Origin of the sequence: Aliikangiella marina (assembly GCF_007004765.1) — a bacterium.
GTDB lineage: Bacteria > Pseudomonadota > Gammaproteobacteria > Enterobacterales > Kangiellaceae > Aliikangiella > Aliikangiella marina.
Map to the genome: position 1 here is coordinate 73,805 of NZ_VIKR01000004.1, position 14,301 is coordinate 88,105.

15 protein-coding genes are annotated in these 14,301 nt (G+C 42.2%); 5 read left to right on the forward strand and 10 right to left on the reverse strand.

Annotated features, from left to right (window positions below):
- The first annotated feature begins 235 nt into the window (after positions 1–235).
- Positions 236–1,921 carry a gamma-glutamyltransferase gene (ggt, locus tag FLL45_RS15100; protein WP_142942905.1) on the forward strand — a complete coding sequence of 562 codons (1,686 nt, stop codon included), beginning with the start codon at positions 236–238 and terminating at the stop codon, positions 1,919–1,921.
- A 162-nt stretch (positions 1,922–2,083) separates the two neighbouring features.
- Here ggt and FLL45_RS15105 read toward each other — a convergent pair whose 3' ends face one another.
- The 6 genes from FLL45_RS15105 to FLL45_RS15130 form a co-directional block, all read right to left on the reverse strand.
- Entirely contained in the window at positions 2,084–2,764 is a 681-nt protein-coding gene (locus FLL45_RS15105; RefSeq protein WP_142942906.1) for a tetratricopeptide repeat protein, read from the reverse strand.
- Between the two features lie 128 nt (positions 2,765–2,892).
- Complete coding sequence (locus FLL45_RS15110; protein WP_185964486.1) at positions 2,893–3,639, reverse strand: tetratricopeptide repeat protein; 747 nt, start codon at positions 3,637–3,639, stop codon at positions 2,893–2,895.
- A gap of 138 nt (positions 3,640–3,777) precedes the next feature.
- Positions 3,778–4,743: a S1C family serine protease gene (locus FLL45_RS15115; RefSeq protein WP_142942908.1), complete on the reverse strand. Its 966-nt coding sequence runs from the start codon at positions 4,741–4,743 to the stop codon at positions 3,778–3,780.
- Positions 4,740–5,324 (reverse strand): DUF3379 domain-containing protein, encoded by a 585-nt coding sequence (locus FLL45_RS15120; protein WP_142942909.1) that lies wholly within the window; start codon positions 5,322–5,324, stop codon positions 4,740–4,742. The genes FLL45_RS15115 and FLL45_RS15120 overlap by 4 nt, the downstream gene beginning before the upstream one ends.
- Positions 5,325–5,348: 24 nt before the next feature.
- Positions 5,349–5,855 (reverse strand): RNA polymerase sigma factor, encoded by a 507-nt coding sequence (locus tag FLL45_RS15125; RefSeq protein ID WP_142942910.1) that lies wholly within the window; start codon positions 5,853–5,855, stop codon positions 5,349–5,351.
- Positions 5,856–6,056: 201 nt separating this feature from the next.
- Positions 6,057–6,797 carry a protein kinase domain-containing protein gene (locus FLL45_RS15130; RefSeq protein ID WP_142942911.1) on the reverse strand — a complete coding sequence of 247 codons (741 nt, stop codon included), beginning with the start codon at positions 6,795–6,797 and terminating at the stop codon, positions 6,057–6,059.
- A gap of 290 nt (positions 6,798–7,087) precedes the next feature.
- Here FLL45_RS15130 and FLL45_RS15135 point away from each other — a divergent pair, with 290 nt between their 5' ends.
- Positions 7,088–8,146 carry a zinc-binding dehydrogenase gene (locus tag FLL45_RS15135; RefSeq protein WP_142942912.1) on the forward strand — a complete coding sequence of 353 codons (1,059 nt, stop codon included), beginning with the start codon at positions 7,088–7,090 and terminating at the stop codon, positions 8,144–8,146.
- 3 nt (positions 8,147–8,149) lie between these two features.
- Here the strand turns inward: FLL45_RS15135 and FLL45_RS15140 are convergent, their stop codons facing one another.
- On the reverse strand, positions 8,150–8,770 hold the full coding sequence (locus FLL45_RS15140) for a single-stranded DNA-binding protein (protein ID WP_142942913.1): 621 nt from the start codon (positions 8,768–8,770) through the stop codon (positions 8,150–8,152).
- A 289-nt stretch (positions 8,771–9,059) separates the two neighbouring features.
- Between FLL45_RS15140 and FLL45_RS15145 the strand changes: the two genes are divergently transcribed.
- Positions 9,060–9,740 carry a hypothetical protein gene (locus tag FLL45_RS15145; protein ID WP_142942914.1) on the forward strand — a complete coding sequence of 227 codons (681 nt, stop codon included), beginning with the start codon at positions 9,060–9,062 and terminating at the stop codon, positions 9,738–9,740.
- Positions 9,741–9,790: 50 nt separating this feature from the next.
- Positions 9,791–10,315 (forward strand): hypothetical protein, encoded by a 525-nt coding sequence (locus FLL45_RS15150; RefSeq protein ID WP_142942915.1) that lies wholly within the window; start codon positions 9,791–9,793, stop codon positions 10,313–10,315.
- Here the strand turns inward: FLL45_RS15150 and FLL45_RS15155 are convergent.
- The 3 genes from FLL45_RS15155 to FLL45_RS15165 all read right to left on the reverse strand — a co-directional run bounded on the left by FLL45_RS15155 (position 10,312) and on the right by FLL45_RS15165 (position 12,890).
- Positions 10,312–10,818, reverse strand: a complete 507-nt coding sequence (locus FLL45_RS15155) for a hypothetical protein (protein WP_142942916.1) — start codon at positions 10,816–10,818, stop codon at positions 10,312–10,314. The two genes, FLL45_RS15150 and FLL45_RS15155, sit on opposite strands and share 4 nt — an antisense overlap.
- A 265-nt stretch (positions 10,819–11,083) precedes the next feature.
- Positions 11,084–11,506, reverse strand: coding sequence for a 3TM-type holin (locus FLL45_RS15160; protein ID WP_142942917.1), 423 nt, complete (start codon positions 11,504–11,506; stop codon positions 11,084–11,086).
- Between the two features lie 28 nt (positions 11,507–11,534).
- Positions 11,535–12,890 carry an N-acetylmuramidase domain-containing protein gene (locus FLL45_RS15165; protein ID WP_142942918.1) on the reverse strand — a complete coding sequence of 452 codons (1,356 nt, stop codon included), beginning with the start codon at positions 12,888–12,890 and terminating at the stop codon, positions 11,535–11,537.
- A gap of 573 nt (positions 12,891–13,463) precedes the next feature.
- On the opposite strand from FLL45_RS15165, the gene FLL45_RS15170 reads away from it, so the two are divergent.
- On the forward strand, positions 13,464–14,267 hold the full coding sequence (locus FLL45_RS15170; protein ID WP_142942919.1) for a hypothetical protein: 804 nt from the start codon (positions 13,464–13,466) through the stop codon (positions 14,265–14,267).
- Positions 14,268–14,301: the final 34 nt, after the last annotated feature.

Here is a 14,301-nt window from a genome sequence, read left to right on the forward strand (position 1 = left end):
TAACTTACTCTGCGGATTATTTTGACTGAATAGGTTAAACCTTGTGACTCCCTATCGCAATGAGTTTAGGGTCTTAAAATGTGTCAAATATTTTACCGCTTTCGGTCTACTTGGATAAACCGGTTCATCTGATTATTCTCTCAGTCCATCTCCAAGGAGGAGTCTAAAACATTAGAAATTAACTTGTTTTCGGCCTATGATGGGAGGCATTCTCATCTGGTGAGGCATCGCGAAAATGATAATAAATCTCGTCAAGCGTTTACTTCTGATCCCATTTTTAGCCTTTTCAATACACCTTCTCCATGCCGCAGAATCACACCCACCAGCGGCAATTGCTATTCCCGATAAATATGGCGCTGCGGCGGCTGAAGAAATACTTTTAGCTGGGGGTAATGCCGTTGATGCTGCGATTGCAACTGGTTTCGCTCTAGCCGTCACTTACATTGATGCGGGAAATATTGGCGGCGGTGGCTTTATGTTAATTTACATCGATGGTGAGCCGGCCTTTTTAGATTATCGAGAAACTGCACCTTTGGCTGCACATCGCGATATGTATCTAAATGACGATGGCGCGGTGATCGAAAATGGTAGCTTAATTGGTGCTAAAGCCGCGGGAGTGCCAGGAAGCGTCGCAGGATTTTGGGAAGCGCACAAAAGATACGGAAAACTACCTTGGGCACAGCTGTTATCACCTGCGATAAAACTCGCAGAGGAAGGTTTTGTTCCCGCTAAAATTCTCACCGATGATATTCATCAGCATTTTTCTCGCTTCCAAGATAAAACTAACTTTAAAAAATACTTTGGCCAGATTAAAGCGGGGGAAAACTTTAAACAACCAGAGCTCGCCAAAACTTTAAAGCGGATTGCTGCAAAAGGTGCGGAGGATTTTTATCGAGGTGAAACCGCTCAGTTGATCGCTGCACAAATGAAACGCAGCGGCGGAATCATAAGCTTAAAAGATCTACAAGAATATCGAGCGATATGGCGAGAGCCACTTAAAGCAAAATGGCGTGACTACCAACTGCTATCCTCGCCCCCGCCTAGCTCAGGTGGTTTTGGTGTTATCCAACTCCTTAAAATGAAAGATTATCTCGCTCATGAGTTTGCGAACCTAGCGCACAATAGTCCGCAGTATGTCCACTTGATAGCAGAAATGGAAAAACGCGTATTTGCCGATCGTGCGGAATATTTAGGTGATCCCGCTTTCGTCGAAATCGATATGAGTCAGCTTATCAGCGATGATTACATCAAACGTCGCGCGCTAGAAATTGATCCTAAAAATATCTCGCAACTTCAAGCGGTTAAACCGGGTCTCGAATCGCCAAATACGACTCATTACTCTATCATTGACGCTGATGGTAACGCTGTATCGAATACCTACACTATCAATTGGTCCTATGGTTCTGGCGTCGTCGTGGAAGGCGCAGGTTTTTTACTGAACAATGAAATGGACGACTTTTCGGTTAAACCAGGCGTTCCTAATATTTTTGGTGTTGTCGGTAACACGGCAAACGAAATTCAACCCGGCAAACGCATGTTATCATCGATGTCGCCAACCATTTTACTCAAAGATAAAACGCCCGAACTTGTCATTGGCACGCCGGGTGGCTCGACAATTTTTACTACGGTATTTCAAGGTATTATCAATATCCTCGACTTTAATATGACGCCCCTTGAGTCAGCCGGTGCATCGCGATTCCATCATCAACTTATACCGCCCGATTTAATCACTCACACGCCTTCCCGCCCGTTGAGTCGCGAGACAATAAAAGCGCTCAACAAACGCGGCTATCGAGTAGAAGATCATATGTGGGAATATGGCGATTTGCAGATCATTTTTATCAAGAACGGAGAGATTTTCCCAGCATCGGACCCGCGTGATAGAGGTGTATCCAAAATTATCGATGTTCCATCCAATTAACTCAGTTAAAGCGTCAAATTGCGCCTCAATTTAAGGCACTACTTCGAACAATAAGAATGCTTTGTGCGAAGTGAAAATGCCGATAAAAAAAGCCTACTAGAAATAAGTAGGCCTAAGGGAGGTACAGCAAGTTGAGCTAGACAATTTGGTTGACTTGTTTATCTACTGAGCGGTCAAAGCTGCGCCATATTTTTGCAAAAAAACGTTCCACTCTTTGATGCCACGGGTTGAATTGATATCCCAAGAAATACAAGACAAAGAAGAATTACCGCAACCTCGCCCCGGTATTCTTGAACCGGTTTGTCCATCATTGCCAGCGCCTTCCATCCGAAGGTATTCGATTAACTCGCTAAGCGTTGGAACTTCTGACGTGATGATTAAATGCTCTTCACCAGGGACGACCTTAAGTTTTGTTGGTTGCTGAAATTGTTTTTTATTAATGGTATCGATAGCGGGTTGAAAACCAAGTTCTGCAGCTTTATTAATTAGCTCAGTTCCTTTAAGCGGATCTTTCTCAACTAACTCGCCACGAATGTAAAGAACACCAAGTTCATATTGCGCAAAAGCTAGCCCTTGTTTCGCTGATTTTTTTAAATGTCTAATTGCTTCGTCGGTATTTTTCTCAGTTCCAGTGCCCGTCATGTAGAGCAAAGACAAAGCGGCTTGAGCTTTCGGGTTGCCACTACGCGCATATTTTCGGAGTTTTTTGAAGACAAAACTACAAGACTTTTCGCCACACACAGCTTGTTTAAAGGCTTCTGTTTCTGACGGAGCTAGCATGCTTGCTTGAGTCGTTGAAGCGAACATAAAACCCGATAATAATAGTATTTTCAGTGAATTCATTAGTACTCTCTCGAATGTTTTGATTTTGTTTTTTAGAAAGACTAGGCGTCCAACAGAATGGTCGCAAATTTTTTATAAAAAAGCCCATCATGTTTGACGGGCTTGATAATGAATATCTATTTAATGAATTACAGCGTGGACATCATTGCTCCATATTGCTGTAAAAAAACGTTCCAATCCATTACGCCTCTTGAAGTATTAATTTTGTATGAAATACAAGACAGCGAAGAGTTGGTGCAGCCTCTGCCTGCCAAACGCGAACCAGTTTGACCTTCACTTGCTGCACCTTCCATTTTTAAATACTCGACTAAATCACTTAAGGTCGGAATATTAGTCATGACTAAAAGTCTTTCACCGTCAAAGTTATTCGCCATGGCGTCTTTACTCGACACTGAATCATTTTTTAGGGTTGCGATTGCTGGCCTAAAACCAGCGTTTGCCGCTCTTTCAATAAGCTTAGTCCCCTTAATGACATCTTTTTCAACTTGTTCACCAAGGATATACATCACGCCAAGTTCAAACTGAGCAAAAGATAAACCTTGTCGCGCTGCCTTTCGCATGTAACCAACACCCAAAGCTGAATTTTGCTCCGTTCCAGTTCCGGTCAAATACAACAGAGATAACGCTGCTTGCGCTTTTGGGTTCCCATTTCTCCCGTATTCGCGTAGCTTTTTGAAAACGATTTTACAGGACTTATCCCCGCAAACTTTACTCTTAATCGTTTGTGCTTTGATGGCTTCGTCAGATTCTGACATCAGTGCAGCGCGGGAATTAGAAGAGTACAAACTGAAGATTATTAAGCCAAAGATGAGAAAGGATGTTAAAGATACAGCTTTAACTTCGGCTTGTTTTATGTGAGAGACCATCGATTGCATCATTGCCTCCTAGTGTCTTGATCGATTGATTAATTGAACGGTTTCAAAACTGCCTTGTACCTAGTTGATTAACGCTCCTGCATTCGGTTAACAACCTCTACATTATTATAGACGTTCAACTCAATAATTGGTCACAAATTAATCATATGTACAGCTCGTATCTCGCTCAATCACTTTTGGCTTCCAATATTTTTCTCGATTCATAACCTCATCTTTTTGTAACTCTGCGGCTAAAGTATAGAGCTTTCCAGGACGGGCATTCAATTCGATAGTTTTGATCCGATAGCGTGCTTGAATCCGCGCAGATAAACGGCGATCGAGAATTTTCTCTCTTAATTCAAGTTGATAGATTCCTGGTTGTAGTTTGATCGAGGCAGCATTTCGATATCGATTTCCATCAATAGTCAACAGCTGTACTTTAAACAAAGATTTACCGGGTGAATCATAATCAATAATAGTCAGCAATGCACAATTTGAGCCGTTTGCTTCTTTCAAAATGGGTGCGTTGGCAACTAACTTTAATTCCGGGATACTTAATGCAGAGACCCGCCCATTGAGTGATACCAATTCACCTTTTCTGACGACTTTAAGCGTGATAGGGTCATTTTCTGCCAATGATTTTAACGCTTCAGTCAGTTTGACTGCAGCTTCAGACTGACCTCGCTCATTCTTTTCCAAATTGTTCTCAAGCGATATCCCATTAACTTCTTGGACAATATCACCATTTTTTACCCCCAAAGCTTGCATAAAACTCAGCGGCGATACGGCGACGATTGGCACGCCTAAAGGACTAGAAGAGGCCGTATCAAAGCGATAAACCAGTCCAAATTCTATTTTGCTGTAAGCTTTTTGGAGATAAATTAACTCATCATATGAAATGTCGAGCGCTTGCAAGGTTCGGAAAAACTGGGTCGTCTGCTTTTGCCAATTTGCCAGCGCTTCTTGCGCTTTTTGCTGATCCTCCGCTGAGACACCCTCAATTTGATATTCAACGCCCTGCTTGTTCACTTGCCAATCACTATCAGCCCACACTTGAAAATTCATTCCAAGAGAGATAATTCCCACTACTACAATTTTTGATTTTGCCCATTGTCTTAGCATCATATGGTCACCAAGTCTGATTGTTCTTCTTCCTGGGTCAATGACTCGAGTAGAATCCTCACTCGACTTTCCCACAACTTAAGAATCTGTTGTTGACTTTCGTTGTTTAAATACGCTTTTTGTAACGCTTCATCAATTTCTAACAGCTCCTGAGAGATATTTGCTTGAGTTGCAAAGCTTACCGTAACATTCGATTGATTGGATAACAGCACTTTCTCTAAATGTTGCGACTGAAGAATATTGGCTTGAATTTGATTTTGTAAATTAGTGGCTTCCGTCATTGCGTTCCACTGTAGCCCGACAACCATGAGTAAACTGGCAGCAATTGCGCTCAGCCCCCACATAATACGGCGATTTTTACGCTTGTGCTGCGCTACCTCACGCTTCAATTCGATTCGCTGCCAAATATCACCCTCTGGTGCCAGTTGGGTCTGCTCGGTAATTGTTTCGAATAACGCCTTGTGTTCTAGATACAGCTGCCTGGAATCTTCACTCGCTCGAACTGATTCGGGAATTGTATCCTTAAACCGGTTTTGCCTAGCTAGCTCGATTATGTCTGTTTCTGATATTTGTTGATGTTTCATTTTATTCGCCAATATTCCTCACGATCAGTGAGTTGTGTTAATCCAGCTTCTCAACTGTGACAAACTGCGTGACAGCAGCGTTTTTGAAAAACTCTGCGTTTTACCAAACAGCTCAGCAATTTCCTTGTGCGTCATTCCTTCTACCACGTACAAGTAAACAACGCGCTGGGCTTGCTCAGGCAACCGCTCTAATACCTTTATTAACTGCTTCTCATGCATGATTTCCGGTTGCTCGCCCAACTCCTGTATTCTTGATTCAATTTCAGCTTCTTCCTGATGAACCCAGCGATTATTTTTACGTAAAAAGCTGATACAGTGATTCACCAGAATCGTCCGCACCCACCACCAAAATGATGAGTCACTGCGATACTGTCCTATCTTATCCATGACTTTAATAAATGCATCTTGCACCATGTCTTCTGCCAGCGCTTTGTCCCCTACCATGCGCAGCGCGAGTGAATACATAGGCTTTTCGCAAGACTGATAGATATGCTTCCAAGCATTACTATCCCCCTTGCGTGCTTTCGCCATGATTAAATCGTCAAACGATATCAATCCTCGGTTCTCTTTTTTGTTATTCGTCGATTGTCAAAGATAAGACCTCCCAACGCCGTAAAGGGTCGCAGGATTTTCTAGAATAATGATTTAAATTAACTGGCTGATTTTAAAGCTTTTTTATAACAATAGCGAATCTTGCCAAACAGCGGAATGTGGGATGGAGACCATGTGACTCTATAACGAACTCCAATCAAGCGACTCAAGATGATCACACAGGTCGATAGCTCGTCGAAATTTCTTATTAATCAAGCTTCGTTTAAGGCCGCAGCAAATATTTTTAATGACTTTTGAATGGCCAGAGTAAGCTTTCTGGCCACCGAGCGCTTCATAAAATACGCCTATCATCTCACACACATCGTTATCACGATTTTCTCGCGTCGTCCGTCCATGATGATAGAGATCTAGCAGCTTAAGCTGGTAAGTGAGTCCTAACCTTTGAACGATGATATTATTGTCATGAAGATCGCCATGATACTCACCCGCCTGATGGACACTCGAAATCCCGGTTGCTAAAGCGTGCAACAAATGGACTGCTTGGAAGGTTGGTAGTTTCTTGCCTCGATGCTTTTTGATGTGATCCGATAACAGTTCACCCTCGACATATTCGGAGATTAAAACGGTAATCGGGACACCATTGAAGATCAAAGTCTCGGTGGTATGGTAATGGATTATTATGTCGCAGTTCTGCAGTCGATGGAGTTTCTTGGCATACTGAGTAATCGTGCGGTTATTGAGGTTTCGCTTAGGGTAAAACAGTTTGGCAGTCCGGTCGATATTGGTCACCAATTCACGAATCTTGTATACCTCGCCTTCCCATCCTCCACCCAAGAATGAAACAATCTCATATTTGTCAGCAATCACTTCGCCTGGAAGTAGATTAAATTCAGTGATTTTCGGGGGAGTAACTTTTGCCATTAAATCGAATTAGGTCTCTTTTTATTCTCAGTTTTTTCTCAGTTTTTTTACATCAGACAGCGCTTGAGAGTGTGAACATCGATTTCCCTGACAAATGCTTGAAATCCGATACTGCAAGCGGCGCACATTTTAGCGAAACTGAATCAAAAATCCATGACAATTTCATCCAACAGTGACATTAAAATATGCTTGGTAGCATCACAGCTTTAAACGCACTAGAAATTCAATTTACAGCTACCGCCCAATCGGCTAAAGTGGTCCGACCTTAAAGATAAAACAGTGAGTTCGCATTGAGTCAATCGAATAAAAATCAAGCCGTTGAAGGCACAAACCAAGGGTTTGCCCTACAACTGCTGGAAAACCCTGAGGCCACATTTTCCGAGCGAATAAAACTTGCCGAGAAACCCGTTGCTTCATTGAAACCAGGACAAGTCCTGGTAAAGGTTCTAGCCGCTCCCGTCAACCCCTCTGATTTAGTGTATTTAATGGGTAAATATGGCATTCCACCGGTTGAGGGCGCATTTGCAGGTTTTGAGGCCTGTGGAGAAGTCATTGCGGCCAACGCGGGTTTATATGGCGCTTGGTTAAAAGGTAAACGGGTTGCAATATTCGCTACCCCAGGCTTAGATGGCGTATGGGCCAATTATTGTGTTACCGGTGCTCAATACTGCGTACCCGTGAGAAAAGAGTTAACCGACGAGCAAGCGGCGACCATGGTCGTCAATCCCTGTACTTCGGTCTGTTTAGTTGAACGGGCAGAAGCCTTAGGCGCGAAGGCACTGGTGATAAACGCGGCAGCGAGTCAAGTCGGAAAGGGAGTCATTCGCTATGCAAAACAGCGAGGTTTAAAAACCATTGCAACGGTCCGATCTGCCAACAACATTCCTTCGCTAGAAGCGCTAGGCGCTGATCTCGTGCTCGATACGACCTCTGCTGATTTTAAAGCGTCACTAAAAAAAGCCGCCAAATCAATGCGTGCAAAGGTCTTACTTGATGCTGTCGCAGATAGAGATACACCAAGAAACTTGGGGGTAATGCCGAATGGTTCCACAGCTATCGTTTACGGTCGACTGACCGAAACACACGACCCGTTGGGTGGTTATTTTAGTGTTGCCGATGTAATTTTTAGAGATGTGAAAATTGAAGGGTTTTGGCTTTCTACCTATATCAAGCGCTCCAATCCTCTGGCAATCTATCGCTTAACTCGCAAGGTTCAGAAACTATTTGCCGCCGGGATCTTCGATACTGACATTTATGGAACATTTGATTTTAACGGGTTCCCAGCAGCGCTGGAACATTACGCGGAACACAAAAGTGATGGGAAGGTGATTCTGAGGCCTAATGGTTAACCGTTAGACCTCAGGTTTAATTTGCCTTTCAAGTAACACAAACTTTTCCAATTTAATCGCGCCATGTACAGTCGAGTCTTGGCCACGGTCGAATAAGGTTAGCTCGCCAGCAGCATAAACGGGCTGACCTTTTGTCAACTTGACATCAACTTCTTTGATAAGCCGTGGCTTAAACACTGAGACATCAAAAAAGTTCGCTTTTTCGTTTCGATTAACGGCAATAGAAAAACGATCAAATTCGAAGTCATCTCCCTTCACCACATGTTCTGGATCTCGTGTTAATCGCCCTATTAATTCGCACTGAATAAAGCTCTTTGAGACTGGTGGTATCGCCGTTACTGCCACCGCTCGAATAGACAATCCCGCAAACCGATAAGATTTAAATTCAGGTGAACGATCATTTAGACGGCCTTTTATCTCATACCAATTATTGGATAAGTCTGCCCGACTCAATTTTTCCGCGAGTTCATCAAACAACATCACCACGACAAAGTGATGGTTATCAGATCGGCCTGGGAGCTTAAAAACACACAGCAAAGACGCAATATTATCTACGCTATAACGTAACACATCTTTGTCGACTAATTGTGCCATTAGATGGGCATCGGCTCTAAAATAACTCATGTAACACTCGCTCAGAACTCATAGGTTTTTAATCTACCATGGAATCATTATCTGTAAAGCCCTGAAAAGGGTCAATTCAGGTAATGTGAAAGATATTCTCGCTTTACCGCTCAATCTAATAGATAATTACAACCAATAGAATCGCGTAAATCACAGCAATTAGAATAATAAAAACCGCTCAAAACCTTTTCAATTTAAGTGTTAATCAATGCTCCGTACCTATCAAGTGTCACATCAATTTAAGCGTTTATTAATACTCCTTATGTGTTTTAGTTTCAGCGGCTGTGCAATGAGTAATTACAAGACTTCTGAAATTCAGCAACACATTTCTGAAAATAAACAAACCATTCCTGAAAATTTCTCGCAGCCTAAAACAGATCAATATACTGATCCCCCCGCAAAAGCGTCATCAGATACACTACTAGAATTACTTATCAAAGCGTCTGCACACTTGACCATATTTTCTGCCGAGTTGATCGCAACCGAGTCAGCTGAAAAAGAGCTCGAAAAGTTCAGAACCGGTATTCATGATGACTTGCCGGTTGTTTTTGATATCGACTCAATCGAAAGTCAGGAATTATTAAATGGCAGCTATTATCAAGAACTCAGCAAACACCTTACCGAAGCACTCGCTGATTGGTATGGCGGTAGCATACCCGATAACAATGGACTGTTTATGCAAGCCAATAGTTACCGAGTATTTGGGGGAAAAGACTTTCTTCGGGAGATAGTCGATGGAATCGATATGGCTGATATTATCGGCTCTATTACCTACTATGTGAGAGTCAGCACCCACAAGGGGGAAATCTATTTCCAAGGCACCAACGTCATGTCCTTTGAGTCATACTCTGGAGAAAATTATTTTGGCGCTAATTGGGTTAATAATCCAATTGAAGGACCATTTCGATCAACAACACAAGTCTTTAATTGGAAAATACCCATCCCCACGCAATATCGCCGAACGCGCTAAATGCCTGTTAGAATAGCGATCAAACCACTGGATAACAGAAAGATGGACATATGAGAAAAAACAGTGCTTTCATTAAAGTGGTATGGCTTGTTGCTACCGTCTCAGCGCTTGGCGCTTGCTCCACAGTTACTCAACAGCAGAAACCAAGAGTAAACTCGCCCTTTGGCGTTTTCAAATATGACGGTGAAAAACGTTTCTGGGTTGCTATCGAGCGGGCAGGAATATATTACCTGTGCGATGAGAATCAGTGTGAGCAAAATAAGGTTGAAAGGGTTGCGGTCAATTATGGTGTGATTTTAATCGACTTTTTTACAAGCTCAATGGGATTAGCAATCGAAAAACTGAGTCATGGTGAAAATGTATCCGAAGCTTACATTGCGAAAATGCGAAAAATTCGACTACAAAATAGCCGACCTAACGATCTGGCTTTTAATATCGGTTATTGCGGAGAAACACCTTGTGTAGGGATTGGTCATCGCGGCTCGGGGGTCAAATTTAGGTTGATTCAACACGATATGCCAATTAACAACTCTGAACTGAAATCCTTACTGCGCACTAAACAAAAAATCGACTAATTGAAACCAAATTCGCTCTTTGATGCTTGGCCTCGCAAGTAAAAATATATGCCGATATAAATACTGAGGGAAATAAACGCGATAGTCAAAAAGCCAATTAAAATGCCTACCGACTCTGCATCAGAACCAGCCGCGGCAGATTGCACTGGTACGACTGCCAACCCTGTAAACAGCGAATCGACTAAAGAGCAACAAAAGCCAGCTATGACCGCTTTGGTTACCCATGTATTTCGCATCAACAGTCCCACTCCTACCGAGAGCAGACCAATTTTTGCTAGCGTTGAGAGCAAGCCATCAACGATCAACTGATTCTGAGTAATACCATCAATCGTTACCCCCAGCTGAAATATCGCATAGAAGTTAAACAACGAAAAGAGTAATCCGAGAAATCCTAAAACAAGTATCACCCAAGCAAATGCAGTCGTTGTTCCTCTTTTTGAGTGAGATGGTAACGCTTGCGCATGAACATCTGAGTTAGGTGAGTTGTAGTAAGATTCATTCATTATTTTCTAGCCTTTTTGACAGACATATCTGTTCTAACTTTTGATTTTTAACTTTTAATTTTTAACTTTCAAGCTTCGGAACACTTATTTTACCTGTGTTTTGTTGCGCTCAAGATCAAAGGGTGTTGACAACAGTTCAACACCTAAATACCAAATATGAAAGCACGACGAAACTAACAACAAATACATAATCAACTCGTCTAAAGACGATAACAATCGCAGCTTTGAGACGCTATCTCTTTCAGCCTAACCAAGTGATTCACACTCAGCCTTTAGCTTCTCCGTCTCTTTTTGATCGAGAGCTCATCATTTGACTCGTAATTTTTTCTGCAGAACGCCCCGCGACATAACCACCTAAACCAATTTGCAGTAACAACCATGCTTCGTCGGCCAGCGGCGTTGCTAGAAAACCAAAACTATCCATCACTACCAGAAACAAAAAAGTCAGCATTGTTATTGGACGCCAACTTCGCTGCAGCCACGATTGCCCTGTCGCCTCTGCTTTAATTACAGCGGCTTGGTTTTCCATTAACTTCCCTTCATAATCGAGCACTTTACTTAAGAACTCATTTTCTATCGCTTGGATATTCCTTCTTAATTCCAGCTTTTCTTCTTCGCTGGTATGTAGGTCATCCACCAGCTTGGCTGCAGGTTCAAAGATATTACTGATAAAAGACAAAACGCTCATAAATTGCTCCCTTTGGATTTAATTCTATTTATTGTCGACGTTTGAAAGCGTCATAGTGGTTTTTGATCCAGCGACCATATTTCTTCTTTTGACCGCTGCCATTATATAAACCAGCAAAGGACTCGAACTTAAGCCTTTGCAAGTGTTGAATCATCGCGGGCGACATAAAATTAAATAATCCTTCTATGTGAGCCTTAATACCAGCGTTGAAATCATCAAACATTTCTTGAACCGATTGATAACCAATTGCTTGGTAATGAAAGCCCATAATTTGAGGAGCGCCCATACTGATTGATAATAATGCGGCATCATTATCGATGCTTCTGGCAAAATCTAACACTTCCCACTCTGCATTTTGTCGACCATGAAATGATTGCCACTCCGCTTGGGAGTCTGCACGCCATTGATGGCCAGTCCACGCTTTACCACTGTTGTATCGAAAGTGTCGTCTAAATTTTTCGGGGTCTTGCTTGCCCCAATATTTCCAGAACTTATGGTTCTCAAAACGAATAATCATTCTGTCGTTATTGGCACTACTAAATCCACGTCCTGAACTTTCAACACAAAGTACCGCAACCGTACAAGCAACATCGATTTGTTTGTCTTGGCTGAGATCTTCTAATAGCGCACCATATCGATTCCAAGTTGCCGCTACCTTGCGTTCCTCTGGACCACCGACTTCTGAAATAAGTTTGGTTGGTTCAAAACCATCATTAACGCTTTCGCGCGACACCGCTGGACGTTCAGGCTCTTCTTCAATCTGATTAGGACCAATAGGGATAGTTGGCGGGATTTCTTCGTCAGTGTTAGTGTTGATATACTGAGCGGCAGCAAACCCATTAATCTTGTTAAAACGTATTTCAAGCCACTCGCCAACACTGGATATGATTTCTAGTTTGTCATCAAGTTTTACTTGCCCAATAACCGGCGCAGATAAACTTGGGCTTTGGCGAACATTTAATAGTTGAACAGTAACCTTGCCAAATGATAAAGACTCTTGAAGATGAAGCTCGACATAATCGCGGGCTAGATAAGCACTTGATTCTTTGAAAGAAAACTCAACCCAATTTTGATTACTGGAAATAACATCAATTTTGCTCCCCTTCCCCAATGTGCCGAGAATTGGACTACTGGTATCGGGTCTTTCGCGAATATTGAGTAACCTTGCGGTTATTATGCCTGCTTGAGTAATACTGTCGTCTCTTAGATCAACGTATTGACCAAACAAAAAACCCGGTAGCTTATTGTAAAGAATTTCATACCAACCATTCTTCTGGGCTAAGATGTTAACAACAGTTCCCTTGACTATTTCACCCAGTTTGTTGCTATGCTGGTCCGGTTGAGAGCGTACGTTCAATCGCGACGCGGTGATTGTGCCCAACATTTTTTATCCTCCAATAAACTCATCGGAATAGCTTGTTTATGCTCTTGTTGAATCGCCCTAAGAGTGATTCATACAAAAGGGGTATCAATACGAAATGCAGTGGGGGCTGACGTCTAGTTAACTCATTTATAGCTAACTCATTTATCGCTTGCTAGTTTTTAGTCGACTAATTTCTCGTTCAATAATTACGTGTTTACTAATTTCTAGTTTAGTAACTACGACTCCCTCCGTAGCGAATTCGAAGCTTTTTATTATTTTGTAACTATATTAAATAAAACCAACTTTTATTCAATCATCAGCTGAGTAAATTCTAAATTCTTTGATTATTTATTGCGCTATGAGATTCATGCTCATAGTGCTGTCATTGGAAAAAGTAGAATAAAGACAGCTGTTTTAATAAGTTAGGTCGGCGTTCTCTAATCGCAAAGCTTATGTTAGATTAGAGACCTTGTTTTTTTGAATTTCACTTGGTTAACCTTGCGACTCACTCGCCAAGATCTCATTGAATTTTGTTGTCATTTCGGGCTACCCCGCGATAATATTCTTTCAGCCTATAAAAGCTGTTATCACCCTTTGGCAAAGCGAATAAATGCAAATTTCAATGCTAAAGCTGATAAAAAACCGTTGATCGTTGGTATCAATGCCCCGCAGGGCGCGGGTAAATCCACGCTATGTCAGTTGTTAAGAAGGGTGCTGACTCAAGCGTTTGAATTGCAAGTTGTGGCGGTTTCAATCGATGATTTTTACTTATCCCGCCAATCCCGTTTAAGACTCGCGGAAACTATTCACCCACTATTCAAAACTCGCGGTGTTCCGGGCACTCACGATATCTCATTAGCAATGAATTTTTTTCATCGCCTTGTCGATAATGATAATAACCAATCAATTCGAGTGCCTTGCTTTGACAAAGCAACCGATAACCCAGCGCCTGAAGAGAAATGGGAAATACATGTTGGCAAAATTGATATTGTATTGTTTGAAGGGTGGTGTGTCGGTGCGAATTCGATTAACGAATCAGATTTAATAGTCCCCTTCAATCAACTTGAAGCCGATTTAGATCCAGACAGTACCTGGCGACTCTACTGGAATAATCGGCTCGCAAACGACTACCGTCAACTCTTTCAAGTCATAGACTTTCTGGTTTATTTTAATCCGCCGAGTTGGCCGCAGGTTAAGCTCTGGAGAGCGGAGCAAGAAGCCAATTTAAGACGACGTTCAAGCAACAACTTAAAGAACCCACAAATCATGAATCAGCAGCAACTCGAGCACTTTATGATGCATTTTGAACGACTAACCATTGCCTGCAATGAACAAATGCGAGTGAACGCTGACCTTATCTATTATCTTGACGAAAATCGAATACCAACACAAAAATAAGCAAATGACCCTTTGCTAAATGCTGAAGCTTCAT